This is a genomic window from Streptomyces sp. ICC1, from assembly GCF_003287935.1.
GTDB lineage: Bacteria > Actinomycetota > Actinomycetes > Streptomycetales > Streptomycetaceae > Streptomyces > Streptomyces tritrimontium.
In genome coordinates, this window is record NZ_CP030287.1 from 7,373,829 (window position 1) to 7,399,231 (window position 25,403).

Annotated in this window: 19 protein-coding genes, 1 tRNA gene and 2 pseudogenes; 10 read left to right on the top strand and 12 right to left on the bottom strand. The window is 72.0% G+C overall.

Annotation, left to right across the window (positions count from 1 at the left end):
• Positions 1-48: 48 nt before the first annotated feature.
• Positions 49-1,419 (top strand): lamin tail domain-containing protein, encoded by a 1,371-nt coding sequence (locus DRB96_RS34435; RefSeq protein WP_239517896.1) that lies wholly within the window; start codon positions 49-51, stop codon positions 1,417-1,419.
• Positions 1,420-1,500: 81 nt separating this feature from the next.
• Here the strand turns inward: DRB96_RS34435 and DRB96_RS34440 are convergent, their stop codons facing one another.
• The 3 genes and pseudogenes from DRB96_RS34440 to DRB96_RS34450 all read right to left on the bottom strand — a co-directional run.
• Complete coding sequence (locus DRB96_RS34440) at positions 1,501-1,746, bottom strand: hypothetical protein (protein WP_239516506.1); 246 nt, start codon at positions 1,744-1,746, stop codon at positions 1,501-1,503.
• 126 nt (positions 1,747-1,872) lie between these two features.
• Positions 1,873-2,532, bottom strand: a complete 660-nt coding sequence (locus tag DRB96_RS34445; RefSeq protein ID WP_112451970.1) for a CatB-related O-acetyltransferase — start codon at positions 2,530-2,532, stop codon at positions 1,873-1,875.
• Between the two features lie 98 nt (positions 2,533-2,630).
• Positions 2,631-3,620 (bottom strand): annotated as a pseudogene (locus DRB96_RS34450) (glycosyl hydrolase); the annotation flags it as partial.
• A 408-nt stretch (positions 3,621-4,028) separates the two neighbouring features.
• Between DRB96_RS34450 and DRB96_RS34455 the strand changes: the two are divergent.
• The gene (locus DRB96_RS34455; RefSeq protein WP_112451972.1) at positions 4,029-4,538 is read left to right on the top strand and encodes a nuclear transport factor 2 family protein; all 510 of its coding nucleotides are present in this window, start codon (positions 4,029-4,031) and stop codon (positions 4,536-4,538) included.
• Positions 4,539-4,580: 42 nt separating this feature from the next.
• Here DRB96_RS34455 and DRB96_RS34460 read toward each other — a convergent pair whose 3' ends face one another.
• The 3 genes from DRB96_RS34460 to DRB96_RS34470 form a co-directional block, all read right to left on the bottom strand.
• On the bottom strand, positions 4,581-5,447 hold the full coding sequence (locus DRB96_RS34460; RefSeq protein WP_112451973.1) for an alpha/beta hydrolase: 867 nt from the start codon (positions 5,445-5,447) through the stop codon (positions 4,581-4,583).
• 8 nt (positions 5,448-5,455) lie between these two features.
• The gene (locus DRB96_RS34465; RefSeq protein ID WP_112451974.1) at positions 5,456-6,079 is read right to left on the bottom strand and encodes a TetR/AcrR family transcriptional regulator; all 624 of its coding nucleotides are present in this window, start codon (positions 6,077-6,079) and stop codon (positions 5,456-5,458) included.
• Between the two features lie 507 nt (positions 6,080-6,586).
• Positions 6,587-7,936, bottom strand: a complete 1,350-nt coding sequence (locus DRB96_RS34470; protein ID WP_239517793.1) for an MFS transporter — start codon at positions 7,934-7,936, stop codon at positions 6,587-6,589.
• A gap of 70 nt (positions 7,937-8,006) precedes the next feature.
• Between DRB96_RS34470 and DRB96_RS34475 the strand changes: the two genes are divergently transcribed.
• Complete coding sequence (locus tag DRB96_RS34475) at positions 8,007-9,026, top strand: helix-turn-helix domain-containing protein (protein ID WP_112451975.1); 1,020 nt, start codon at positions 8,007-8,009, stop codon at positions 9,024-9,026.
• 606 nt (positions 9,027-9,632) lie between these two features.
• Here DRB96_RS34475 and DRB96_RS46115 read toward each other — a convergent pair.
• Positions 9,633-10,829 (bottom strand): annotated as a pseudogene (locus DRB96_RS46115) (histidine kinase); the annotation flags it as partial.
• A 140-nt stretch (positions 10,830-10,969) separates the two neighbouring features.
• On the opposite strand from DRB96_RS46115, the gene DRB96_RS34485 reads away from it, so the two are divergent.
• From DRB96_RS34485 to pth, 6 genes are all read left to right on the top strand, one after another.
• Complete coding sequence (locus DRB96_RS34485; protein ID WP_112454069.1) at positions 10,970-11,860, top strand: hypothetical protein; 891 nt, start codon at positions 10,970-10,972, stop codon at positions 11,858-11,860.
• A gap of 23 nt (positions 11,861-11,883) precedes the next feature.
• Positions 11,884-11,955: transfer RNA gene (locus tag DRB96_RS34490), tRNA-Gln, on the top strand.
• Between the two features lie 110 nt (positions 11,956-12,065).
• Complete coding sequence (gene glmU, locus DRB96_RS34495; RefSeq protein ID WP_112451976.1) at positions 12,066-13,514, top strand: bifunctional UDP-N-acetylglucosamine diphosphorylase/glucosamine-1-phosphate N-acetyltransferase GlmU; 1,449 nt, start codon at positions 12,066-12,068, stop codon at positions 13,512-13,514.
• 133 nt (positions 13,515-13,647) lie between these two features.
• Positions 13,648-14,625 (top strand): ribose-phosphate diphosphokinase, encoded by a 978-nt coding sequence (locus tag DRB96_RS34500; RefSeq protein WP_112451977.1) that lies wholly within the window; start codon positions 13,648-13,650, stop codon positions 14,623-14,625.
• Positions 14,626-14,834: 209 nt separating this feature from the next.
• Positions 14,835-15,416, top strand: a complete 582-nt coding sequence (locus DRB96_RS34505; protein WP_204357887.1) for a 50S ribosomal protein L25/general stress protein Ctc — start codon at positions 14,835-14,837, stop codon at positions 15,414-15,416.
• A 91-nt stretch (positions 15,417-15,507) separates the two neighbouring features.
• Complete coding sequence (gene pth, locus DRB96_RS34510) at positions 15,508-16,098, top strand: aminoacyl-tRNA hydrolase (protein ID WP_112451979.1); 591 nt, start codon at positions 15,508-15,510, stop codon at positions 16,096-16,098.
• Positions 16,099-16,158: 60 nt separating this feature from the next.
• Here the strand turns inward: pth and ppc are convergent, their stop codons facing one another.
• The 4 genes from ppc to DRB96_RS34530 form a co-directional block, all read right to left on the bottom strand.
• Positions 16,159-18,882 carry a phosphoenolpyruvate carboxylase gene (gene ppc / locus DRB96_RS34515; RefSeq protein WP_112454071.1) on the bottom strand — a complete coding sequence of 908 codons (2,724 nt, stop codon included), beginning with the start codon at positions 18,880-18,882 and terminating at the stop codon, positions 16,159-16,161.
• Between the two features lie 347 nt (positions 18,883-19,229).
• Positions 19,230-20,249 carry an ATP-binding cassette domain-containing protein gene (locus DRB96_RS34520; protein ID WP_343234651.1) on the bottom strand — a complete coding sequence of 340 codons (1,020 nt, stop codon included), beginning with the start codon at positions 20,247-20,249 and terminating at the stop codon, positions 19,230-19,232.
• The gene (locus tag DRB96_RS34525) at positions 20,246-21,361 is read right to left on the bottom strand and encodes an LLM class flavin-dependent oxidoreductase (protein WP_112451980.1); all 1,116 of its coding nucleotides are present in this window, start codon (positions 21,359-21,361) and stop codon (positions 20,246-20,248) included. The genes DRB96_RS34520 and DRB96_RS34525 overlap by 4 nt, the downstream gene beginning before the upstream one ends.
• Positions 21,362-21,719: 358 nt before the next feature.
• A complete protein-coding gene (locus DRB96_RS34530; RefSeq protein ID WP_112451981.1) occupies positions 21,720-22,556 on the bottom strand; it encodes a helix-turn-helix transcriptional regulator in 837 nt (278 codons plus the stop codon).
• 60 nt (positions 22,557-22,616) lie between these two features.
• Here DRB96_RS34530 and DRB96_RS34535 point away from each other — a divergent pair, with 60 nt between their 5' ends.
• Complete coding sequence (locus DRB96_RS34535; protein ID WP_239516464.1) at positions 22,617-23,810, top strand: NAD(P)-dependent alcohol dehydrogenase; 1,194 nt, start codon at positions 22,617-22,619, stop codon at positions 23,808-23,810.
• A gap of 115 nt (positions 23,811-23,925) precedes the next feature.
• Here the strand turns inward: DRB96_RS34535 and DRB96_RS34540 are convergent, their stop codons facing one another.
• The gene (locus DRB96_RS34540) at positions 23,926-25,368 is read right to left on the bottom strand and encodes an APC family permease (RefSeq protein ID WP_112451982.1); all 1,443 of its coding nucleotides are present in this window, start codon (positions 25,366-25,368) and stop codon (positions 23,926-23,928) included.
• Between the last annotated feature and the right edge of the window lie 35 nt (positions 25,369-25,403).

The window sequence follows — 25,403 nt, forward strand, 5'->3', positions numbered from 1 at the left end:
CTTCGCCTGATCCTTAAACACACAATCACACGTCACTATGAGCGCGGGATCGCGGCCGTCCCGGCGCTGGCGGTCCTCGCCGCCCTGACGGCAGCCCCCGCCCAGGCCGCCCCGGCCGACGACGTCCGCATCAACGAGGTGGTGACCACCGGGGACGTCGACGATTCGATCGAGCTCCACAACAAGGGCGCCGGCCCCGTCGACCTCTCGGGCTGGATACTCAAGGACGACAACAGCAGCTCGAAGTACAAGATCGCCTCCGGCACCACCCTGGCCCCCGGGGCCTTCCGCGCCTTCGACGTCCACTCCTCCTTCGGCCTCGGCTCCTCCGACAAGGCCCGCCTGTACCTCCCGGACGGCAGCACGCTCGTCGACAGCTTCACCTGGAGCAAGCACTCCGAGCCGTCCTGGTCACGCTGCCCCGACGGCACGGGCGCCTTCACATCCGCCGCCCGCACCCTCGGCGCGCCCAACAACTGCGGCACCGGCGGCGGCACCACTCCGGTCGCCTGGCCCGGCAGCTCCTCGGTGTCCACCGCCGACGCCTCGAACGTCTTCGGCGAGGACCTCAGCGGTCTCCAGCAGGAGGGCTCCGTGATGTGGGGCGCCCAGAACTCCGGCAAGCTCTGGCGCCTCGTCAAGAACGGTTCCGGAGGCTGGACCCCTGACACCGCCGGCGGCTGGTCCACCGGAAAGGCACTCCGCTTCCCCGGCGGTTCCGGCACCCCCGACAGCGAGGGCGTCGCCGTCACCGGAGCGGGCGCCGCGGGCGGGGTGTTCGTCGCCAGCGAGCGCAACGCCGACTCCTCCGGCACCAGCCGGCTGTCCGTCCTGCGCTACGACGTGAGCGGTACGGCCACCACCCTCACCGCGGGCAAGGAGTGGAACCTGACCCCGGACCTCCCCGCCGTCGGCTCCAACCTCGGCCTCGAGGCGCTCACCTGGGTGCCCGACAGCCACCTGACCGGCGCCGGCTTCAAGGACGCTGCCACCGGGGCGGCCTACGATCCGTCCCGCTACGGCGCCCACACCGACGGGGTGTTCTTCGTCGGTGTCGAGGGCACCGGCATGATCTACGGATACGTGCTCGCGGACTCGGGAGCCTTCACCCGCGTGGCCGCTTTCAGCAGCGGCATGGCGGGGGTCATGGAACTGCAGTGGGAGCCGCAGGCAGGCCGCCTGTGGGCCGTCTGCGACGACACCTGCTCGGGCCGGCACCTCACCCTGCGGGTCGACGCCTCCGGCTCCTTCGCCACCAACGCCGTCTTCAACCGGCCCGCCGGCATGTCCAACCTGAACAACGAGGGCTTCGCGATCGCCCCGGCCGCCGAATGCGCGGCGGGCTCCAAGCCCGTCTACTGGTCCGACGACAGCAACACCGGCGGACACGCGCTGCGCAAGGGCACCGTCAGCTGCTGACCCGCCCGTAGGAACGCCGCAGGGGCGGCGGACGTCGCCGTCCGTCCGCCCCTGCGGCGCCGGCCCGGGGCCGGCCTTCGCTCAGCGTGCGCCGAGGTGGGCGCCCTTGAGCCACTCGGCCTCGCCGTCCTTCGCGCAGGACGAGGTGTAGACGGGGCCGAACGGCGCCGGGACGGCCGCCACGGTGGAGCAGTTGGACGAGAAGGCCTTGTGACCGCCCGAGAAGTAGTCGAGGTCGACACCGTCGTTGGCCAGGGCGGCGCCGGCGCCGCCCAGCAGGATGCCGGCGGCGAGCGCGGAGGCGGTCACGGCAGAACGAATACGCATGATTCCCCTAAGGATCTACGGAGTGACGCGCCGGTGAATGGGTGCGTCGGCCGGTTCAACGGCCGGACGGAACGTCCGGGAACGGCCGTTCACTCCAACGCCACTGCAGTATCGTTTCGACACCCGTCAGGCGCCCGCCGGACGCGGTGCGATCTTCTCGAGGTCGTCGACGGTGCCGGTCATGACGGTCCGGATGTGTTCGGTCAGGTGTTCCACGGGCCAGTCCCACCAGGCCAGATCGAGCAGGCGGGCGATCTCGGTGCCGTCGTAGCGGGTGCGGATGATCCGGGCCGGGTTGCCGCCGACGATCGCGTAGTCGGGGACGTCCTCGACGACGACGGCGCCGGAGGCGATGACCGCGCCGTGCCCGATGCGCACTCCGGGCATGACCATCGTGTCGTAGCCGAACCAGACGTCGTTGCCGACGACGGTGTCGCCGCGGCCCGGCAGGCCGGTGAGCAGGTCGAAGTGCCCGGCCCAGGAGCCGCCCATGATGGGGAAGGGGAACGTGGACGGGCCGTCCATGCGGTGGTTGGCGCCGTTCATGATGAACCGCACCCCGGTGCCCAGCGCGCAGAACTTCCCGATGACCAGCTTCTCCGGCCCGTAGTGGTAGAGGACGTTGCGGGTCTCGAACGCGGTGGGGTGCTCCGGGTCGTCGTAGTAGGAGTACTCCCCGACCTCGATCAGCGGTGAGGTCACCAGCGGCTTCAGCAGGACCACGCGGGGCTGGTCGGGAACGGGGTGGAGCACCGTGGGGTCCGCGGGGATCCGGGGCGTGGCCATCGATTTCGCTCTCCGTTCGGGAAGGGATCGGCGGGTCGTCGTGCGTAGCCGGGCCGGGCCGGGCTCTGCGGTGCGGTGCGGTGCCGTCATGGTCGGGCGGACAGGAACTCCCGGAACACGCGTGCGGCGCGCGGGTTCTCGCCGCACTGCCACACGCCGTGCGGGCAGTAGTCGGTGATGCTGTGGTAGAGCGGCTCGTGCTCGGCGATCCAAGCCAGCATGCCCCGCATGTACTCCGGGTTGTCGCCGTTGCGGAACAGCCCCCATTCGGGGTACGAGATCCGCTTCCCGTGGGCCCTCGCGAAGTCGACCTGGTGCTGGAGTCCGTAGGGCTGGGTGACCTGCTCGTCGAAGGTGTGGCCGGGCGGCTGGTCGTAGGTGTCCATGCCGATGATGTCGACCACGTCGTCGCCGGGGTAGCACCTGGTCCAGGCGATCGCGTCACCGCCGCGGTTGGGGGCGAAGTCGAATCGGAACCGCTGCCCCTTCACGGAGCGCATGGAGGCCACGATGCGCCGCCAGTACCTCTGCCAGTTCGCGGGGTCGGGCCGGCACCGGTGGGTGTAGTTGAAGCCGTTCATCTCCCAGCCGAGCACGATCACCGTGTCCGGCACCCCGAGGCTGACCAGACGCTTGGCCAGCCGCTGGAAGTGGTGGTCGTACGCGCCCTGCGCGCCGGAGCGGATCAGCTCGGCGACCCGACGGTCGGGTACGCCGGCCTCGTTGCGCTCCATCATGGGCACGTTCAGGACGAACAGCCGATCAGCCCTCGCCTTGCGCCACCGTGCCCAGCTGCGCAGGGAGTCGGGTGCCCCCTCGATGTTCGACCAGGTGTCGCCGGGCAGGTAGGTGTGCCCGGCGCGCAGCTCGGTACCGCCGAGCCAGTGCGAGAGCCCCTGCATCCGCTCGACGCCGGGCGAGCCGTAGTGCAGGTAGGCGCCCACCGCGACCCCGGAGCCGGCGCTGCCGGAGTGGCCGGCGGGGCCGCCCTTGTGCGGTGGCGCGGCGGGGAGGCCCCCGGTGATGAGCAGGCCGACGGCGACCGTACTCGTACAGGCGGCTGCCAGCCAGCGGCCCCAACGGGACATGATGCCTCCACGAGCTTCGCGCACCGATGTATCTGGTCAGTGACGTTAGGCATCTCATCGGATGCGCGGCCTGTCCGGTGACCCCAAGCTGAGCCATTCGCGGCAGCCGCCCGCCTTCGATTCGTCCGACCGGGTGACAGCGCGGCCGAGCCGGCCGCCGCCCCCGCCGAAGGGTGCGTGCGCGTACGCCTTCGGCTGGTCACGTGGACAGGCGTGGACAGTGCTGGGCAGGCACGGCCTCCGCGGGGTCTGGAAAGTGGACAGCGCCCGGCACGAGTCTGTGGCGTGTCAACACCGCACGTGCACGAGCGGCCGGGGCAGCGCGTCGCGCGTCGATTCCCCGGCCGCGAGGGGCTCCGCCTCTCTCTCGTGCGCCGGCCGCCCACCCGCATTCAAGGAGCCTCCACCATGACGTCCCGACCGATCCGCACCCTGACCGTGCTGACCGCTGCCGCTGCCCTCTGCGCCACGGCCGCCTCCACCGCCCATGCCGCGCAGGACACCGGCCGGCGCACTCCGCGGATCGTCACCGCCTGGGCCGACGCCTGGAACGGCACCGATCCCCGGTCCCTCGGCGCCCTGTTCACGGCGAACGGCACCTACACCGACGAGGCCATCGCCGTGACCTTCCGCGGCCGCAAGGAGATCGCCGGTTGGAAGGCCCGCGCCGACACCCTCATCGACGACGTCCACGTCACCGTCCGGGGCGCCCGTCTCGTCGGCGACCGCGTCACCGTGCAAGCCGTCTACTCCGGCCACCTCAAGGGCGCGCCGAAGCCCTTCGCCGTGCCGATGACCACCGTCCTCGACCTCGACGGGAACCACTGCCGGATCACGTCAGACAAGGACCACTACAGCCTGGCCACCGTCCTCACCCAGTCGGGCCTGCCCGCCGACTGGACCCCGCCCGCCTCCTGACGGAAGCGGGTGCCGGCGGGCTCCCCGGCAGCCGGGCACCGGTCAACCGCACCCGAGGTGTCCTTCCAGGAACGGGAGGACCGCGTCGATGAAGTGCTCGTTCCGGTCGCCGGCCACCATGTGCCCGGCGCCGGAGACATCGACGCGCCGCGCGTGGGGGACCCCCTCGCAGAACTGCTCGGCGATGTCTTCGCGCACCACGTCGCTGTTCCCGCCGCGGACGAGCAGGATCGGCACGTCGGCGTGGCGCGCGGCGTCGAGGAGGCGCTCGGCCATGCCCGGCGGGTCCATCCGGCCCTCGAAGCTGTCGAGCATCCGGGGGTCCCAGTGCCAGAACCAGCGGTCGCCCCGGCGTCGCAGGTTGTTCCGTATCCCTTCGGGGTCGCGCGGAGGCGGTCGGTGCGGCAGGTGGGCGGAGACCGCCGCGGCCGCTTCTCCGATACTGGCGAACCCGTCCGGGTGGCCGTGCATGAACTCGACGATCCGGCGGAACCCGCGGGGATCGGGCCGATGGGCGACATCGACGAGGACCAGAGCGCGAATCGCCGCCCTTGGGGCCTCCCCGGCGGCGAGCAGTGCGGCGAGGCCGCCGAGCGAGGCGCCGATGAGCAACGGCTGACGGCCGAGTTCGGTGACGAGCGCGCGGACGTCCTCGGCGAACAGGCCCAGGTCGTAGTCGCCGTCGGCGGGCCATTCGCTGGTCCCGTGCCCCCGCAGGTCCGGGGCGATGACCTGCCACCCCAGGGCCGCGAGTCGAGGGCCGGCCCGGTCCCAGGCGTGCCGCGTCTGGCCTCCGCCGTGCAGCAGGACGAGAGGGGGCGAGGACGCCCCGCCCCAGACGTCCGCCGCGAGCCGGATACCACCGGCGCCCGTGAAGCTCCGGGTGCGTGGCGGTGCGCTGGGCGTCATGCCGGGCGTCATGCCTTGCCCCGGGTCCGCAGCGGTGCCAGCAGCTGGTCGCGGTAGGGATCCGCGGCCGCCGCGGCGAGCGCGACGTCCAGCCCGAACAGGGCGCGCGCGAGGAAGCGGTCGTCATCGACCAGCTCGGCGACCCATTGGTGCAGCGCACCCACGCACGAGGCGGCGACCACGGCGGCCAGAGCGTCCGTGTCGACGTCGGCGCGCAGGACACCTCGTGTCCGTGCGTCCGCCATCGCCCGGCGGAGCTGGATGAGCGGACTGCGGCCGAGGACGAGACCGCTCTTCTCCCACTCGCGCACCATGCGACGCGATACGACCGGGTCGTCGACGAACAGTTGGACGGTCGACCTGACGACCTCCCGCGGGGAACCGCCGTCCAGCGACTCCAGACGGCCCTCGAGTTCGTCCATGAACCCGGCGGCAAGGGCTTCCCAGATCTTGTCGCGCGGTCCGATCAGGTTGTACACGGTGGCCGGGGCGACCTCGGCCCGCTCCGCGATCCGCTCGGTACTGAGCACCGATTCCTGGCTGTCGCGCAGGAGTTCGCGCGTCGCGTCGAGGATCCGCGACCGCCGCTGCGCCTTGTTGTGCTCACGCGGGCCTCCGTCGGCCGTCTGCATCGCGCACATCCCTTCGCGCAAAATTTAGAGAGCCCTCTAAATTTAGAGCCGGCCGCTGGACGTGGTCAAGGGGCGAGGCCCGGTCCGGCGTGGGCATGAGGGCGCCGAAGGGGCGGGCGACGGCCTCGAACTGGTCGGGCTCGTGCCGAAGAGCGGCACCGGGCACGGAGCCCTGTTTCCCTCGAAGTCACCTGAACGGGCAGGTCAGGGCGGCTGAGTACCTGATGGACTCGAAGACCATCTGATCCATGCCGACCCCTTCGAGGAGTTGAGGTGGGACGGCACGCTGAGCGCATGCGGTACGAGGAGAAAGTAGAGCTCACCGCTAGTGCTGTGGCCGGAAAGGTTTGCCGGGTCGCGGTGTTCGGTGCGGTGCATCGCAAGGCGGAGGACCACGCCTCGTACTGGACGTACCGGTGTGGTCCGACAACGCGGCGAGGTGCCGTGCCGGGCGCCGCGACCCGGTGGACCTTTCCGGTCACAGCACTAGCCGGTGCGCGGCGGTGCTCATCCTTCGTTCGGGTTGCCCGGCGCCCCGGGCTTGCGGCGCAGGTTGCGGATCGCCGGGATCGCGAGCAGTGCCGCGCTGCCCGCCAGGCCGGCGCCGGCCGACACCAGCAGCAGCCGGCCCGGGGAGGCCAGCGCGGTGGCGGGCCCCGCCAGGATCTGGCCGAGCGCGATCCCGGACACCGAGCCGGCCAGCTCGTAGGCGCTGACCCGGTTGAGTACCGCGGGCGGGGTGTGGGTCTGCACGCTGGTCGCCCACATCACCGACCAGAACGCCCAGGCCCCGCCGCCGAGCGCATGGCCCGCGAGCAGCACCGGCAGGCCCGCGTCCAGCGCCACGCAGAGCGGCAGTACGGCGTACAGCGCCATCGCCACCGCGCCGGCGGCCAGCGGCCGGTCCGGGCGCAGCCGCAGGGCGAGCAGGCCGCCGAGCACCGTTCCGACGCCGAGGAAGGAGACGGCCAGGCCGTAGGCGTTCGGGCCGAGCCGGGCGCCGATCAACGCCGAGCCGAGCGGTACCAGGGGGCCGAAGAGGAGTAGGCCGTAGCCCACCCAGATCAGGATGACCGCCCACATCCAGGTGCGTGCACGGAACTCCTGCCAGCCCTGGCGCAGGTCGCGGCGGAGTGAACTCCCGGGCGGGGCAGCAGAGTCGGAGTCGGAGTCGACGTGGGCGGGGGCGCCCGCAGGCACGTCGGCCGGGGCGAGGCGGATGAGTGCCAGGCACAGGGCGCTGAGCAGGAAGGTGCCGGCGTCGATCGCGTACACGGTCCCGGCGCCGGTCAGCACGATCAGCAGTCCCGCAAGGGCCGGGCCGATCAGGTGGGCGAGCGCGTCGGCCACCTTGAGCGTGGCGTTGGCCCGCTGCGGATCGCGGGCGACCAGCGGGACCATCCCGTTCACCCCCGGCAGGAACATCGCGACGGCCGCGCCGGCCAGTGCCGCCATGGTCACCAGCAGCCAGAACGGCGGTGTCCCGGCGAAGAACGCGGCCGCCAGCACGCCTTGGGTGAGGACCCGGACGAGGTCCGCGCCGACCATCATCCGGCGTGCGCCGAGCCGGTCGGCCAACACCCCGCCGAACAGGACCAGGAGGACGAACGTCCCCGTCCAGATGCCGAGGACGAGGCCGACTCCGGAGATCCCGTACAGCGGGCCGATCGCGAGCGCGGCGGCCACCGGCATCATCGCGTCGCCGACCAGGGAGACCGAGCGGGCGGCGAAGTAGAGGGTGAAACGCCGGTCCCACAGGGGGTATCGGGCGGCCGGCGGATCGGGCTGGGCCGGCTGGGCGGTCCCGGTGGGCCGGGAGGGCCGGGAGGGCTGGGTGTGCGTCTGCGCGGTGGTCACAGGACGATGCTGGACTAGACCAATCGCTCGCCCCAGTGTCCTGAACGACATGATGGGGTACTTTCGCGCCATGACGCCTCGTTCACTGCCGGAGTCCCCGGCGCCGCACCGGGTCGTGGCCCTGCTGCAGCCCCCGCAGTCGACCTTCCCGCTGGCCTGCGCGAGCGAGGTGTTCGCCGATCACGGCCCGGTGATCCCCGTGCGCTACGCGTTCGAGGTCTGCACGGAGCACCCAGGCCCGGTGCGCACCCAGGCCGGCTACGACCTGCTGGTCACCACGGGCCTGGACGCGTTGGAGCGCGCGGACACCGTGTTGGTCCCCGGTTGGCAGCAGTCGGCCGGCACGGAGGCGTCGGCGGCTGTGATCGACTCGCTCCGCCGGGCGCACGGGCGCGGCGCGCGGATCGTCGGCATCTGCTCGGGTTCCTTCCTGCTCGCCGCCGCCGGACTGCTGGACGGCCGGCGGGCCGCCACCCACTGGGCCCAGGCCGCCGAACTGGCCGCCCGCTTCCCGCGGGTCCAGGTCGACGCCGCAGTGCTGTACGTCGACCACGGCGACGTCGCCACCAGCGCCGGATCGGCGGCCGGGGTGGACCTGTGCCTCCACCTGGTGAGCGCCGACCAGGGCGCCGCGTACGCGATGCGGGTCGCCCGGCAGATGGTGATGCCGCCGCACCGCGAGGGCTGCCAACTGCAGTACGCCGAACTGCCCACCTCCGGACCGGTCGCCGACTCGCTGGCCCCGCTGCTGGAGTGGCTGTCCGGGCGGCTCGACCAGCCGGTCAGCGTCGCCGAGATGGCGGTCCGCTCGCAGGTCTCGGCCCGCACGCTGACCCGGCGCTTCGGCGAACAGCTGGGCATCAGCCCCGGACGCTGGCTGCTGGACCGGCGGATCGCCGCCACCCGGGCGCTGCTCGAGGAGACCGACCTGCCCGTGGAAACCATCGCGCACCGGGTCGGTCTCTCCTCGGCCGTCAACCTGCGTCGGCGCTTCCACGAGGCCCTGCGCACGACACCCGCCGCCTACCGGCGCGCCTTCCGTGCGGACGAGGCCGGGCGGAAGGCCGAAACGGTGTCCTCTGGGGCCTGATCCGGCACCGGCACGCACGCGCACGCCGGCCACTGGAGCGCGCCGGCCACGGGAGCACGCCGGCTGAGCGACCACGCCGGCCACGCGACCACGCGACTATGCCGAGTCCGCCTCGGGGTCCGTGCGCCGTGCCGGGCCCGGCTTTCCCGGGTCGGACCGGCGGGACCGCACGAAGCGGAGCAGGCGCGTGATGCCGTAGCCGAGCAGCCAGGGCAGCACCGTGATGCCCCCGACGTACACGGTCAGGTAGTCGAGGAAGTCGTACAACTGCTCCGGCGCCGCCACGGTGCCATCCACCCGTTTCGGCCACGCCCACCGGCTCAGCGGGAAGACCATGACGATCGCCGAGGTCACCACCGGTATCAGCGGGACCAGGACCGACCACAGCCGAGGCCGCGGACCGGGTGTGGAGGCGCACCGCACCCCCAGCGCGACCATGGCGAACGGGCCGAACAGCGCCCACAGCACCCCCGGGAACAGCAGCAGTGTCCACCACTCGTCCGAGTACCCGAACATCATCCGCGTCGCCCCCCGGTGCCGCCCGCCCCCGGGCTCCGTCCCCGGGCGGCCGCGGCCTGCCTGTCGGCCGTGGTATATCAGGGACAGCACGAACACCCCGCCCAGGCCGAGCACCCGCTCCCGCATCCCGACCAGCCCGTTGCCGCCGCTCGGCAGCCCCGGCTCGGCCGCCTTGCCGTCACAGGGACCGTTCTCCACCTGCATCGCGAACTCACCCTCCCGGTGCGCCAGCCGTACGACGACCCGCGCGCCCGGAGCGTGCTTGTGGCAGTTGGTCAGCGCCTCCTGCACCACCCGGTACGCCGTCTGCTCCACCTCCGCCGCGTACGGGTCCCCCACCCCCCGCACATCGAGCTCCACCACCATCCCGGCCGCCCGCGACTGCCCGACCAGCGCCTCCAGCTCCGCCAGCGTCGGCCCCTCCTCGAAGCCGCCCACCAGGCCCAGCGCCACCGGTACCGGAACGGCCGCCGCCCTGCGCTTCGGCGCCTCGGCCCGCAGCACCCCGAGCATCTCCCGGAGCTCCGTCAACGCCTGCCGGCCCATGTCCCCCACCAGCGCGGCGTTCTTCACCGCCTTCGCCGGGTCCTTCAACGCGATCGCCTGCAGGGCCGCCGCGTGCACCACCATCAGCGACACCCGGTGGGCCACCACGTCGTGCATCTCCCGGGCGATCCGGGTCCGCTCTTCCTTACGGGCCCACTCCGCCCGCTCCTCCGCCCGGTCCGCGAGCAGCGACAGCTCCCGCTCCAGCGAGTCCGCACGCTCCTGCAGGCTCTCCATGAGCCGCCGGCGGGCCCCTATGTACAGCCCGAACAGCACCGGCGGCACGGTCAGCGCCACCGCCACGAACACGGACAGCAGCACGACGAGCGTGCTCCCGGCCTCCGCGTCCTTGCGGGTCAGCATGTACATCACCACGAAGGTCGCGGCCATCGACATCGACGTCAGGGTCGCCGTGATCCGCCGGGGCACCTCGGAGGTGGCGAGCGTGTACAGCGCGACCACCCCGAGCAGGAACCCCATCACGGCGGGCGACACGGCGATCCCGACCAGCACCACGGCGATCGGCCAGCGCCGCCGCAGCGTGAGCGTGGTCCCCACCACGAACCCGAACAGCACTCCCGCGGGTACCGGGATCCCCGCCTCGTGCGCGAACCCGACGCCCTCCCAAGCGCACTCGACGGCGGACACCCCGCCGATCACCACGTCCTCCACGGCATCCCGCCGCCGCGCCCACCACAAAGGCCCAGCGCGGCCTTCCACATCCCCCGTACTGGTCATGCGGTCCAGCGTACGCAGAGCCCCCAGCACAGAGGCGACCGAAATTCCGGCAAACCAACGGTAATCGCACGTACGACTGAATCGTCCACGCATCGGGACAGGAATCCCGCATTCCGGAAGACATTGGCGACATGACCGAAATGAAACGCCGCCCCGGCGACGGCACCGGCGGCCTCCGTACCGGAACCGCGACCTACGAATCCCTCCGCGAACAGGCGATAGCCCTGCGCCGCGAGGGCCTCAGCCTGCGGCAGATCCGCGACCGCCTGGGCATCCACAACAACAACATCCTCAACGGCCTGGTGAAGGGCGAGCCGCCACCCGAGTGGACGAAGCGCCCGAACGCGAAGGACGACCTCCGCGACCGCGCCCGCGAACTCCGCGTGCAGGGCATGACGTACGACGAGATCCAGGTCGAGCTGGGCTGCTCGAAGAGCTCGATCTCCCTCTGGGTCCGCGACCTCCCGAAACCGGAACGCAAGCACCGGGCACCGGGCACCGACATGACTCGGGCACGGCAAGGCCTCAGGGAGGCTCACGAACGCCGAAAGGCCGAGTACGAGGAGACTCGCAGCGCAGCACGGAAAGAGATCGGAGCCCTCACCGGGCGGGAACTGTTCATCATCGGTGTCGGCCTCTACTGGGCCGAGGGGGGCAAGACCAAGCCCCACCAGCCGCACCCGCAGATCAGCTTCACGAACAGCGACGCCGGCATGATCAAGACGTTCCTCGCGTGGCTGCGCCTCCTGGAAGTGACGGACGACCGGCTGCGGTTCACGCTACAGATCCACGAAACCACCGACGTCGCCAACGCGGAGCAGTACTGGATCGACACCGTGGGGCTCGACGCGTCCCACTTCGGCAAAACCACGCTCAAACGGCACACCCCCCTCACGAACCGTAAGAACACGGGCGACACGTACCGGGGTTGCCTCACCGTGCGCGTCCTCAAGGGCTCCGATCTTTATCGTCGCATCGAGGGCGCATGGTGCGGCATAGTAGGAGCCGTTGAGTCGACCAGGAGGGCGTAATGTCCGACTTGGTCGAAATGTAGTCCCCTGTGGTGTAATCGGCAGCACTGGGACCTTTGGAGTCCTATGTCCGGGTTCGAGTCCTGGCAGGGGAGCGCTGCGAGCCGGGGCCCTGACCGCGATGGTCAGGGCCCTACCTCGTTTAGGGCCCCAAACGCCCCGGTATCCTTCACGGGTCCACCACCCGAAGCCGAAGGGCACACCCGTGAGCGCCAACCGCCCGGCAGCCGTCGTCGTACTCGCAGCGGGTGAAGGCACCCGCATGAAGTCGGCCACACCCAAGGTTCTCCACGAGATCAGCGGGCGCTCGCTCGTCGGTCACGTCGTCGCCGCCTCCCGCGAACTGGACCCCGCGCACCTCGTCGTCGTCGTCGGCCACGCCCGCGAGCAGGTCACCGCGCACCTCGCCACCGTCGACGCCGACGTCCGCACCGCGGTCCAGTACGAGCAGAACGGCACCGGGCACGCCGTCCGGATGGCCCTCGAAGAGCTCGGCGACCGGCCGGCCGGGACCGTGGTCGTCGTCTGCGGCGACACCCCGCTGCTGACCGGCGAGACGCTGGCCGCGCTGACGGCGACGCACGAGGCCGACGGCAACGCCGTCACCGTGCTGACCGCCGAGGTGCCCGACTCCACCGGCTACGGCCGCATCGTCCGCGACGCGGACACCGGCGCGGTCACCGCGATCGTCGAGCACAAGGACGCCACCGACGCCCAGCGCGCGATCCGCGAGATCAACTCCGGGGTGTTCGCCTTCGACGGCGCCCTGCTCTCCGACGCCCTCGGCAAGGTCCGCACGGACAACAGCCAGGGCGAGGAGTACCTCACCGACGTGCTCGGCATCCTGCGCGAGGCCGGCCACCGCGTGGGCGCGGCCGTGGGCGCGGACCACCGGCAGATCCTCGGGATCAACAACCGGGTCCAGCTCGCGGAGGCCCGTGCGCTGCTGAACGCGCGCCTGCTGGAGCGCGCCATGCTCGCCGGCGTGACGATCGTCGACCCGGCGAGCACGCTCGTCGATGTGACGGTGACTTTCGGCCAGGACGCGATCGTGCACCCCGGCACCCAGCTGCTCGGCACCACGCACGTCGGTGAGGAGGCCGAGGTCGGCCCCAACACCCGTCTGAAGGACACGCACGTGGGTCCGCGGGCCCGGGTGGACAACACGGTGGCGGACGGCGCGGTGGTCGGCGAGTCGGCGACCGTCGGTCCGTTCGCGTACCTGCGTCCGGGCACGAACCTGGGCGCGAAGGCCAAGGCCGGCACGTACGTGGAGATGAAGAACGCGACGATCGGCGAGGGCACCAAGGTCCCGCACCTCTCGTACGTCGGCGACGCGACGATCGGCGAGTACACGAACATCGGCGCGGCCAGCGTGTTCGTCAACTACGACGGTGAGCACAAGCACCACACGACCGTCGGCTCACACTGCAAGACGGGTTCGGACAACATGTTTGTGGCTCCCGTCACCATCGGGGACGGCGCCTACACGGCCGCCGGGTCCGTGATCACGAAGGATGTGCCGCCCGGTGCGCTGGCCGTGGCCCGTGGCCAGCAGCGGAATATCGAGGGCTGGGTGGCCCGCAAGCGTCCGGGAAGTGCCGCTGCCACGGCGGCTCAGTCGGCGGTCCGCGAGGACTCCGGCGAACGCTGAGGTGAACTGACCGGAAACGGCTACGCCCGAGACGGCGTACCGTGATAGGTGCACGCAATTCGGCTGGCTCACCGTGTGCGGGACGGACGCACATGGGGGCGAGCAGCTTTCCCACGTCTGAGGAGACAGTGCTGTGACCGGGATCAAGACGACCGGCGAGAAGAAGCTGATGCTCTTCTCCGGCCGCGCCCACCCCGAGCTGGCCGAGGAGGTCGCGCACCAGCTCGGTGTCGGCCTCGTGCCGACCAAGGCTTTCGACTTCGCGAACGGCGAGATCTACGTCCGTTTCCAGGAGTCTGCTCGTGGCGCGGACTGCTTCCTGATCCAGAGCCACACGGCTCCGATCAACAAGTGGATCATGGAGCAGCTGATCATGATCGACGCGCTCAAGCGCGCGTCGGCACGCTCCATCACCGTGATCGTCCCGTCCTACGGGTACGCCCGTCAGGACAAGAAGCACAAGGGCCGCGAGCCGATCTCGGCCCGTCTGGTCGCGGACCTGCTGAAGACCGCGGGTGCCGACCGCATCCTGACGGTGGACCTGCACACGGACCAGATCCAGGGTTTCTTCGACGGCCCGGTCGACCACCTTTCGGCCCTGTCGGTCCTCGCGGACTACGTCGGTGCCAAGGTCGACCGCTCCAAGCTGACGATCGTCTCCCCGGACGCCGGCCGCGTTCGCGTCGCCGACCGCTGGTGCGACCGTCTGGACGCGCCGCTGGCTATCGTCCACAAGCGCCGTGACAAGGACGTCGCCAACCAGGTGACCGTCCACGAGGTCGTCGGTGAGGTCAAGGGCCGCGTCTGCGTCCTGGTCGACGACATGATCGACACGGGTGGCACGATCTGCGCCGCCGCCGACGCGCTCTTCGCGCACGGCGCGGAGGACGTCATCGTGACGGCCACGCACGGCATCCTGTCGGGCCCGGCGGCGGACCGCCTGAAGAACTCCAAGGTCAGCGAGTTCGTGTTCACGAACACCCTGCCGGACCCGTCCGACCTGGAGCTCGACAAGATCACGGTGCTGTCGATCGCCCCGATGATCGCGCGCGCGGTGCGCGAGGTCTTCGAGGACGGCTCGGTCACCAGTCTCTTCGAAGAGCAGCAGTAGGGCAGTAGGGCGGCAGGCACGTCCGCACTGCGCTAGATCCTTTTTGGGTACGGCCTTCCCGCCGGGTACACTCCTTGAGTTGCTCGGCGAGGGAGGCCGTACCTGTTTTTCACGGGTGCGGATGCTCCGTTATCGACGCGCTCTTCGTAGCAGGCCGTGTTCCGGCCGGGTGACTGTCGTCCATTTCCGTCACCCCACGAGGAGTGAGCATGTCCGAGATCAAGCTTGCCGCGCAGGTCCGCGAGTCCTTCGGCAAGGGCTCTGCCCGCCAGGCCCGTCGTGACGCCCTGACCCCCGCGGTCATCTACGGCCACGGCACCGAGCCGAAGCACGTCAACGTCGACGCCCACGCCCTGCAGCTGGCGCTCCGCACCCCGAACGTCCTGCTCTCCCTGGACATCGCGGGCGGCGGCACCGAGCTGGTCATCCCGAAGGCCGTGCAGAAGCACCCGCTGAAGCGTTCGATCTCCCACGTCGACTTCCTGATCGTCAAGAAGGGCGAGAAGGTCACCGTCGACGTCGCGATCGTCACCGAGGGCGAGCTGGCCCCGGGCGGCAACATGCTGGAGACCCTCCAGAACACCATCTCCGTCGAGGCCGAGGCCACGCACATCCCGACCGAGGTCACCGTCTCGATCGCGGGCCTGGAGGCCGGTGCCACCATCACCGCCAAGGACCTGGTCCTCCCGGCGGGCACCACCCTGGCCGTCGACGGCGACATCGCCGTCCTGCAGGTCATCGGTGCGCAGGGCGAGGAGCCGGCCGCCGACGCCGCGGGCACCGAGGCCTGAGCCTCACCCCCCTCTCTCAGCACTTGCTGAACGACCGCCGTCCGGCTCCACTGGAGCGGGACGGCGGTCGTCTTCGTATAAGGAGCTTTTGATGTCGGACGACGCGGCGCCCTGGCTGATCGTGGGCCTCGGGAATCCGGGTGCGGAGTACGCGGGCAACCGCCACAACATCGGTTTCATGGTGGCGGACCTGCTGGCGGAGCGGATGGGCGGGAAGTTCAAGGCGCACAAGGCCCGTGCGCAGGTGCTGGAGGGCCGCATGGGTCCGCCGGGGCCGGCGAACCGGCGGGTGGTGCTGGCGAAGCCGCTGTCGTTCATGAACCTGTCCGGTGGTCCGGTGACGGCGCTGCGGGACTTCTACAAGGTGCCGCCGGAGCGGATCGTGGCGGTCCACGACGAGCTGGACATCGACTATCCGACGCTGCGGCTGAAGCTGGGCGGCGGGGACAACGGCCACAACGGTCTGAAGTCGATGACGAAGTCGATGGGGCCGGACTACCACCGGGTGCGCTGCGGCATCGGGCGGCCGCCCGGCCGGATGCAGGTCGCGGACTTCGTGCTGAAGGACTTCTCCTCGACGGAGCGCAAGGAGTTGGACTGGTTCGTGGACCGGTCGGCGGACGCGGTGGAGTGTCTGGTCCAGGAGGGTCTGGAGCGGGCGCAGTCCACGTACAACAGTTAGGCGCGGATGCGTGAGGGGCCCGTACACCGGTGGGTGTACGGGCCCCTCGTGCGTGTGGTCTCAGCCGGTGTTGCGCAGGCCCGCGGCGACGCCGTTGACGGTGAGGAGGAGGGCCCGGGAGAGGATCGGGTCGGCTTCCTCGCCGCGTTCGGCGGCGGCCCGCTGGCGGGCCAGGAGGGACACCTGGAGGTAGGAGATCGGGTCCAGGTAGGCGTCGCGGACGGAGAAGGTCTGCTGGAGGACCGGGTTGGAGTCCAGGAGCTTCTCGCCGCCGGTGATGCGCAGGACCTCGCGGACGGTGAGCTCGTGTTCGGCTTCGATGCGGGCGAAGACGTGCTTGAGCTCTTCGGGTACGAGGGTGTCGACGTAGTGGCGGGCGATCCGCAGGTCGGTCTTGGCCAGCGTCATCTCGACGTTGGACAGGAAGTTGCGGAAGAAGTGCCAGCGCTCGCCCATCTCGGTCAGGGCGTCGCCCTGGCCGGCCTCGCGCAGGGCCTTGAGGCCCGAGCCGACGCCGTACCAGCCGGGGACGATCTGGCGGGACTGGGTCCAGCCGAAGACCCACGGGATGGCGCGCAGGCCGTCGAGGCCGGCGCCGGAGTCGGGGCGGCGCGAGGGGCGCGAGCCCAGGTGCAGGTCGGCGAGCTGGTCGACGGGGGTGGCGGCGAAGAAGTACGCGGGCAGGTCGGGGTCCTCGACGAGGGCGCGGTACGCGTCGTGCGCGGCGTCGGAGACGGTGTCCATGGCCGCGTCCCAGCGGGCGAGGTCCTCGTCGGACTGGCGCGGGGCGGTGTGCAGGGCGGAGGCCTGGAGGGTGGCTGCGACGGTCAGCTCCAGGTTCTCGCGGGCCAGGGAGGGGACGAGGTACTTGTCGGAGATGACCTCGCCCTGCTCGGTGACCTTGATCTCGCCTTCGAGGGTGCCCCAGGGCTGCGCGAGGATCGCGTCGTGCGAGGGGCCGCCGCCGCGGCCGACGGTGCCGCCGCGGCCGTGGAAGAGGCGCAGGCGGACGCCGTAGCGGTGGGCGACGTCGCGCAGTCGGCGCTGGGCGCGGTGGATCTCCCACTGGCTGGTGGTGATGCCGCCGAACTTGGAGGAGTCGGAGTAGCCGAGCATGACCTCCTGGACGTCGCCGCGCAGGGAGACGAGGCGCCGGTAGGAGGGGTCGGCGAGCATCTCGTCGAGGATGACGTCGGCGGCCTTGAGCTCGTCGGTGGTCTCCAGGAGCGGGACGATGCCGATCTTGGCCCAGCCGCCGTGGAGGTCGATGAGGCCGGCCTCGCGGGCGAGGACGGCGGCGGCGAAGACGTCGTCGGCGCCCTGGCACATCGAGATGATGTAGGACTCGATGACTTCGGGGCCGAACTTCTCGAAGGCGTCCTTGATGGCGCCGAAGACGCCGAGGGTCTTCTGTCCGGCGGCGTCGAGCGGGGCCGGGGTGGGCGCCAGCGGGCGCCGGGAGCGGAGCTCCTTGGCGAGCAGCTTGCCGCGGTAGTCGCGGGGCATGTCGGCGTAGCGCCAGGACTCCTCGCCGAGGCGGTCGAAGAGCTGCCCCAGCGCGTGGTGGTGGGCGTCGGCGTGTTCGCGTACGTCCATGGTGGCGAGCTGGAGGCCGAAGGCGGCCAGGGTGCGGATGGTGCGGTCCATGCGGCCGTCGGCGAAGAGGGCGCCGCGGTGTTCGCGCAGGGAGGTCTGGATGAGGGTGAGGTCGGTGAGCAGCTCGGCGGTGCCGAGGTAGTCGCGGCCTTCCTCGTGGGGGGTGCCCTTGGCGAGGCGTGCGCGGGTGTTGACGAGCTTTTGGCGCACGCAGGTGGCCTTGAGGCGGTAGGGCTCCTCGGCGTTCAGCCGCTTGTAGCGCGGGCTGATTTCGGGGAGGCGCTCCAGGTCGGCCTGGAGGGAGGTGAGGAGCTCCTCGGTGGCGCCGGTGTAGCGGATGGAGTTCGACAGCAGTCCGCGCAGGAAGTCGATGAGTTCGAGGGCGTCGGTGATGCCGTGCTCGTGCTGGAGGATCAGCACGTCCCGGGTGACGTCGGGGGTGACGTTGGGGTTGCCGTCGCGGTCGCCGCCGATCCAGGTGCCGAAGGTGAGGGGGCGGGTGCCGGCCGGGATCTCGATGCCGACGCGCTGGAGTTCGGCGGCGAGGTCCTCGAGGACGTCGCCGACGGCGCCTGCGTGCAGCTCGTCGAGGTAGTAGATGGCGTTGCGGGCCTCGTCGGCGGGTTCGGGGCGGACCACGCGCAGCTCGTCGGTCTGCCAGACGAGGTCGATGTTCTCGGCGAGGCGCAGGTCGTGGCGGCGGCGTTCGCCGGCGCCGGCGACGGGCTCTTCGAGGAGGGCCGCGATGCGGCGGAGCTTGTTGAGGACGCTGCGGCGGGCGGCCTCGGTGGGGTGTGCGGTGAAGACGGGGCGGACGTTGAGGTTCTTGACCGTCTCGCGCAGGTGTTCGGGGTCGGCGTCCTTGAGCATGTCGGCGGTGCGGGCCAGGAGGCCGCCTTCGGCCGCGCGGTGGGCGCGGAGCTCCTTGCCGCGGTGCACCTGCTCGGTGACGTTGGCGAGGTGGAAGTAGGTGGAGAAGGCGCGCACGAGCTTGGCGGCGGTCTCCAGGTCGGTGTCGCCGAGCAGCGCGGCTGCCGCGATGCCGTCGGTGCGGGTGAGGGCACGGACGCGTTCGACCAGGTCGAGGAGGTCCTGGCCTTCCTGGCGTACGAGGGTCTCGCCGAGGAGGTCGCCGAGGCGGCGGATGTCCGCGCGCAGTTCGGCGTTGGCGGCGGCGCCGGCGGTGATCGCGGCGTCGGTGTTGGTCGAGTGGGCCTGGTCGGCACTGCTCACAGGTGCGGCTCCTTGCAGTGTTTCGAGCGCTACTGGGAGGTGGGCTCCGGTTTGCGCGCGGGAGGGGAGGCCTTCCGGGGTCCTTCTCCGGCTTTCGCCGGGTGGGGTGCCCGGGGAGGGATTCCCGCAGGTGCGCAGCTCGGGCTGCCCGTGCGGACCGCGCTGTCCGACGTGACCAGGATAGGTGGCCCGTCCTCGTGCCCCGGCCTGTGTGTCACCTGGCGGGACGGCGGTGGGGACGCACCTCAGACCGTGTGCCCAGCCCGTGGCCCCGCCCGTAACCCCCCGCCCGCCGATTGCCGTCAGTCCGGGCGCAGCGCCTCCGTGAGGTGGCCGCGCAGCCTGGCGAACTCCGGGGAGGCGCGCAACGCCGTTACGTCCGTGTCCGGATCGCGGGGGAGCGGGACCGTGAGGTCCTCCACCACCCGGCCCGGTCCCGCCGCCATCACCAGCACGCGGGAGCCCAGCAGCACCGCCTCCTCGACGGAGTGCGTCACGAACAGCACCGTCGTCCCGAGCCGCCCGGCCAAGGCGCGGACCTCCTCCTGGAGGCGCTCCCGGGTCAGCGCGTCCAGGGCCGCGAACGGCTCGTCCATCAAGAGGAGTTGGGGCTCGGCCGCCAGGGCGCGGGCGAGCGCCACCCGCTGCTGCTGGCCGCCGGACAGCTCCCACGTGCGGCGCCCGGCCATCCCCGCGAGACCCACCCGCTCCAGCAACTCGGCTGTCCTTCGCGGCCGTTCGGCTCGCCGGACGTTGTGGCGGGCCAGCGCGAAGCCGAGGTTCCCGCCGACCGTACGCCAGGGGAACAGCCGCGGCTGCTGGAACACCACCCCCGCACCCCGCCCCGGGCGCGGGGCGGCGCCCCGCACCAGGGCGCTGCCCGCGGCGGGGCGGGCGAAGCCCGCGATCACGCGCAGCAGGGTGGTCTTGCCGCAGCGGACCGAGCCGATCAGCAGGCCGAGCGGGACCCCGACGAGCACCGCGTACGCGGAGCCCGTGCCGATCCGGCGCAAGCTCACGCCCAGATGCTCGACCAGCAGGTGGCCGCCGTACCCGCGCACCCCGTCGTGGGTGGTGGAGGCAAGGGCGAACTGCCGCCAGACCTCGCCCGGAGAGGGCACCAGCACCCTCGGCCACAGCTCGGCGGCCACCGCCGCCTGCCAGGCCGCGAGCAGCACGGCCAGGGCCACCAGGCGCAGCGCGCCCCAGCGGAGCGCCTCGCGCAGCCACTTCGGTGCCTCCGACGGGGCCGGTCCGGCCGGCAGTGCGGCGGGCTTCCCGGTCCCGGTCCCGGTCCCGGGCGTGGTGGTGAGCGCGGTCACGGGGCCGTCTCCCCGATCAGGGCACGCAGGCGCGGTGCGACCTCTTCGCCGACCCGGTACGCCTCTTCGAGGTGCGGGTACCCCGACAGGACGAACTCGTCGATGCCCAGGGCCCGGTACTCCGCCAGCCGCGCGGCCACCTCCTCGTGCGAGCCGACGAGCGCCGTCCCCGCGCCCTCGCGGACCAGCCCGATGCCCGCCCACAGGTTCGGCGAGACCGTCAGGCGCGCGGCGTCCGCGATCCCGCCGTGCAGGGCCGTCATCCGGGCCTGGCCGGTGGAGTCCATCGCGGCGAACCGCGCCTGGCTCGCCCGCACCGCCGCCGGATCGAGCCCGGCGAGGATCCGGTCGGCCTCCGCCCAGGCCTCGGCGGCCGTGTCCCGGCTGATGACGTGCAGCCGCAGCCCGGAGCGCACCTGCCGTCCCGCCGCCTCCGCCCGCGCGCGCAGCCTGGCGACGCGCGTGGCCACGGCCGACGGCGGCTCGCCCCAGAGCAGTTGTACGTCGGCGTGCCGCGCGGCGACCTCCTCGGCAGCGGGCGAGGCCCCGCCGAAGTACAGCGGGACCGGGTGCCGCAACTCGGGATTTGTGAGCGCGGCCCCCTCGATGCGGAGGTGGGCGCCCTCGTGGTCGACGGCCTTGCCGTCCAGGAGGTCCCGTAGCACCGCCATCACCTCGCCGGTCCGGGCGTAGCGGTCGTCGTGTGCCAGCTGGTCGCCGTAGGCGCGCTGTTCGGCCGGGTCTCCGCCCGTCACCACGTTCAGGGCGAGCCGTCCGCCCGCGAACCGGCGGAAGGCGTCGGCCTGTTGGGCGATAAGCGTCGGGCTCGCGAACCCCGCGCGGAACGCCACGAGGAAGCCGATGCGGGTGGTGTGCTGCGCGAGGGCGGCCGTCAGGATCCACGGGTCGACGCAGCCGAGGCCCACCGGGGTCAGCAGCGAGTGGAATCCGGCCTGTTCGGCGGCGCGCGCGACCTGGGCGAGGTACGGGACGTCGGCGGGCCGGCGGGTGGCCCGGCCGCTGCGGCCCTGGACCGCGGTGACCCCGCCGGGGGCGCGGCCGTCCCCGCCGGTGGGCAGGAACCAGTGGAGCAGGAGCGGTCGTTGTGGCATGGGAGGAGACCTCGTCGGGGCAGCATGACGCGGACCACCGCACAGGGGGTGGCACGTGTCACGGAAGGCAGGAGGACGGGCGGGCGAACGCGAGGGGGGAGGGGACCGCGGGAGTCAGCGTGGAGCCGGGCGCGGAATCGTCCGTACGGAGTCAGGAACGGCGGATCGGAGGATCAACAGCCGTGCGTACGGAAGGCGGCGGCCCGACAGAGCATGGTCGACACGCGCGGCAGATCCACGTGACGGCGCGAGGTGAGTACGGGGGCCATGGGCGCATCCTGTCGGTGTGCGGTGGGTATCGACAAGCACGGTCCGGATGTTGGACGAAATCGTTCCGAATGGCGGGCAGGGGGCCCGTCTAGGCCGGGCGCTTCCGGAGCTCCTCGCGGCGCCGCAGCAGCTCGGCGGTGGCCGCGTCGGCCGGCAGGAAGGCCTCGAGGTGCAGCTCGGCCAGGGTCACGTCGACGGCCGTGGCGAAGGAGGTCAGCGTGGTCAGCAGCCTCAGCTCGCCGTCCGCGGAGCGCAGCCGCAGCGGCACGGCGAAGCCGAGGTGCCCGGCCTGGTCCGGGACGGCGGCCGGCAGGTAGCCGGTCAGCTCCTCGACCAGCAGGTCGAGGCCGGGATCCGGATGGGCCGCCGACCGGGCCCGCAGCCCCTCCGTGATGTGCCGCCCCCACGCCGCCGCGTTGACCACGCGCGGCCCCATGCCCTGCGGATGCAGGGCGAGTCTCAGCACGTTCACGGGCGGTTCGAGCAGGTGCGCGGCGGCGCCCTCGGTGAGGAGGTCGAACGCGGCGTTCGCCAGGACGAGTTCCCCGCGCGGGCCGGCCACCACCGCCGGATACGGCAGGTGGCCGGTCAGGATGGACCGCAGCGCCTCCATGGCCGGCTCGACTGCCTCCGCGTCCCGCGCCGACTCGGCGTACAGGGGTGCGTAACCGGCGCTCAGCAGAAGGGCGTTGCGCTCCCGCAGGGTCAGCCCGAGGGATTCGGCGAGCCGTACCACCATCGCCCGCCCCGGCACCGAGCGGCCGCTCTCGATGAAGCTGAGGTGGCGCTGGGTGGTCCCGGCGAGCGTGGCCAGCTCCAGCTGGCTCATGCGCCGCAGCGACCTGCGCCGGCGCATCTCGCGGGCGAACGGGGAGGGCCCTGGGGAGGAGGCCGGGGCGGTCGAGGCGGCAGCGGTGGTGGCCATGACCCCTTTCTAACCCCCGGCCCGGCGGAGCCCGCCATTCCCCGGAGGGAATTGCCGCGCGTGTCCGGGCACCGGAGCATCGGCGTCATCGGGACATCGGGACATCGGGACCATCTGGAGGCGAAGATGCGCGCGTACCACCTTGAGGCGTTCGGCACGGTGGAGGGGATCGTCCTGCGCGACGGCCACGGCCACGGCCAAGGCCACGGCCACGGCCACGGCCACGGCCACGGCCACGGCCACGGCCACGGCCAAGGCCACGGCCACGGCCACGGCGGCGCCGGCGGCCCGCACCCGGTTCCGGCCGGGCCGACCGGGATCGTCGTCCGCGTCCGCGCGGCCTCCCTCAACAAGCGCGACCTGCTGATCCTGCACGAGCGCTACCCGCTGGCCGCCGTGCCCGGGGTGGTCCCCCTGAGCGACGGCGCGGGCGAGGTGGTGGCCGTGGGGGAGTCGGTGACCCGGTTCGCCGTCGGCGACCGCGTCTGTGGCACCTACTTCCCGCGCTGGCGCGACGGCCGGCTCACGCCGGCCATGGTCGACCAGCCCGGCTGCACCCTCGACGGGATGCTCTCGGAGTACGCGCTGCTCGACGAGGAAGGGGCGGTGCGCGTCCCGGACCACCTGACCTGGGAGGAGGCGGCGACCCTGCCGTGCGCCGCGCTCACCGCCTGGAACGCGCTGACCGGCGGCGAGGGCGGAGCACCGCTGCCCGGGCAGAGCGTGCTGACCCTCGGCACGGGCCCGGTCGCGCTCTTCGCGGTGCAGTTCGCGAAGCTGCTCGGCTGCCGGGTCGTCTCGACCACGTCGGGCGAGGAGAAGGCGGACCGGCTGAAGGCGCTGGGGGCCGAAGCCGTCGTGAACCGCCTCCGGACGCCCGCGTGGGGCGCGCAGGTCCGGGAACTGACCGGCGGCGGCGCCGACTTGGTCGTGGAGACGGGCGGCCCCGACACCATCGAGCAGTCGGTGCGGGCCGGTGCGCTCTACGGGCAGATCGTTCTGCTGACCACCGGCACCGCCACGAAGCCGGGCATCGCGATCTCCCACGAGGCCTACGCGTCGAGCCTCGCGACCATCCGGCGCGTGTTCGTCGGCAGCAGGGCGCAGTTCGAGTCGATGAACCGGGCGATCGCGGCGAGCGGGCTCCGCCCGGTGATAGACCGGGTGCACCCCTTCGAGGAGGCCCGGGAGGCCTACCGCGGCTACGCGGCGGACGCACCGTTCGGCAAGGTGGTGATCCGGACCGGGCCGTGATCCGGGCCGTGGCCGGGCGGCGGGACGGCAAGGACCCCGTACGCGGGCCATCCGCGCGTACGGGGTCCTGGTGCCGGGTCGTCGGGCCGCCAGGAGGCGGGGCCGCCGGGCGGCCCTACAGGGCCGGGGCGGAGGCCTGTGCGGGAACCGCGGCCGGAGCCGGGTTGTCCTCGTCCACCGGGATGCTGACCAGCCAGCGGGTGTCCTTGCGCGGGCGCAGGTACAGCGCCCAGTACAGGGTGGCGACGGCGGTGATCCCGCCGGTCCACAGCAGGTACTGGGTCTCCTGCTGGGTCAGGATGTACGCGAACACCAGGATCAGCAGGACCGGGACGGCCGGCCACAGCGGCATCCGCCAGGCGGCCGTGTCGCGGTGCGCCCCGCGCCGGCTGCCCAGCGCGGCCACCGCCACCAGCAGGTACATGCCGGTCACCGAGACGCCGGTGACCCCGTACAGGGTGTCGAGGTTGACGAAGCACATCGCCGCACCCGGGACGCCGACGAGCAGGGTGGCCACCCACGGGGAACCGAACCGGCCGAGCCGCGAGAGCGCCGCGTTGACGGGCGCGGGCCAGGCCTTGTCGCGGGCGGAGGCGAAGAGCACCCGGGAGTTCTGGATGACCATGACGATGCCGGCGTTGACGATGGCGAGGGCCACGCACAGGCTGACGAAGGTGCCGACGGCGGAGTTGGACCAGGCGGTCACCATCGCGCCGAGGTCGCCGGAGGTCAGCGCCTCGAGGTCGGGGGCGCCCAGGGTGATGGCGATGACCGGGACCAGGATGACGGCGGTGGAGATGGCGAGGGTGGCGAGCACGGTCCGCGGGACGTTGCGGCGCGGGTGCTCCAGTTCCTCGGAGAGGTAGACGGCCGTCGAGAATCCCTGGGTGATGAACAGGGCGATGGCGAGTCCGGAGACGACCATCATCGCGGTGACGGTGGAGGTGCCGCCGGTTTCCGCGGCCACCGAGCCGTGCACGAGGGCGTCCGCGCCGCGCTCGCCGTGCGCGAAGCCGAGGACGGCGACGAGCGCGGCCGCCACGACCTCCAGGACGAGGAAGACGCCCGTGATCCAGGCGTTGGCCCGCAGGTCGAGGAGGCCGGCGAGGGTGGCGAGCAGCATCACGCCGGCGCCGGCGGCCGGGGCCGGTACGTCGACCACGGGGGCGAGGTAGTCGGCGGTGCCCATGGCGATCACGGGCGGCACGATCATCACGACCAGCAGGGAGAGGACGAAGACCAGCCAGCCGGCGAGCCGCCCGGACAGGGTCGACACCATCGCGTACTCGCCGCCGGCGCTGGGGATGAGGGTGCCCAGCTCCGAGTAGCAGAAGGCGACGCCGACGCAGAGCAGCGAGCCGATCGCGATGGTGAGGGCGGTCCAGGTGCCGAGGCTGGAGAAGAGGTCCGGAACGACGACGAAGAGCGTCGAGGCGGGCGTCACGCACGACAGCGTGAGCAGGGTACCGCCGACGACGCCGATGGAACGCTTGAGCTTCTGGGGGGTGGGCCCGGTGGCGGGGGAGAGGGCCTGAGGGGCGCTGATCGTGTCAGACATCGGTGCGGTGTTCCGATCGGCAGATGCGGTGAGTG

What these genes read in the sequence shown, in the direction of transcription:
- DRB96_RS34440 (WP_239516506.1), bottom strand. Translation starts at nt 1,746, where the DNA reads ATGCGTATTCGTTCTGCCGTGACCGCCTCCGCGCTCGCCGCCGGCATC.
- DRB96_RS34445 (WP_112451970.1), bottom strand. Translation starts at nt 2,532, where the DNA reads ATGGCCACGCCCCGGATCCCCGCGGACCCCACGGTGCTCCACCCCGTT.
- DRB96_RS34455 (WP_112451972.1), top strand. Translation starts at nt 4,029, where the DNA reads ATGACGTCCCGACCGATCCGCACCCTGACCGTGCTGACCGCTGCCGCT.
- DRB96_RS34460 (WP_112451973.1), bottom strand. Translation starts at nt 5,447, where the DNA reads ATGACGCCCAGCGCACCGCCACGCACCCGGAGCTTCACGGGCGCCGGT.
- DRB96_RS34465 (WP_112451974.1), bottom strand. Translation starts at nt 6,079, where the DNA reads ATGCAGACGGCCGACGGAGGCCCGCGTGAGCACAACAAGGCGCAGCGG.
- DRB96_RS34475 (WP_112451975.1), top strand. Translation starts at nt 8,007, where the DNA reads ATGACGCCTCGTTCACTGCCGGAGTCCCCGGCGCCGCACCGGGTCGTG.
- DRB96_RS34485 (WP_112454069.1), top strand. Translation starts at nt 10,970, where the DNA reads ATGAAACGCCGCCCCGGCGACGGCACCGGCGGCCTCCGTACCGGAACC.
- DRB96_RS34505 (WP_204357887.1), top strand. Translation starts at nt 14,835, where the DNA reads ATGTCCGAGATCAAGCTTGCCGCGCAGGTCCGCGAGTCCTTCGGCAAG.
- pth (WP_112451979.1), top strand. Translation starts at nt 15,508, where the DNA reads ATGTCGGACGACGCGGCGCCCTGGCTGATCGTGGGCCTCGGGAATCCG.
- DRB96_RS34525 (WP_112451980.1), bottom strand. Translation starts at nt 21,361, where the DNA reads ATGCCACAACGACCGCTCCTGCTCCACTGGTTCCTGCCCACCGGCGGG.
- DRB96_RS34530 (WP_112451981.1), bottom strand. Translation starts at nt 22,556, where the DNA reads ATGGCCACCACCGCTGCCGCCTCGACCGCCCCGGCCTCCTCCCCAGGG.
- DRB96_RS34540 (WP_112451982.1), bottom strand. Translation starts at nt 25,368, where the DNA reads ATGTCTGACACGATCAGCGCCCCTCAGGCCCTCTCCCCCGCCACCGGG.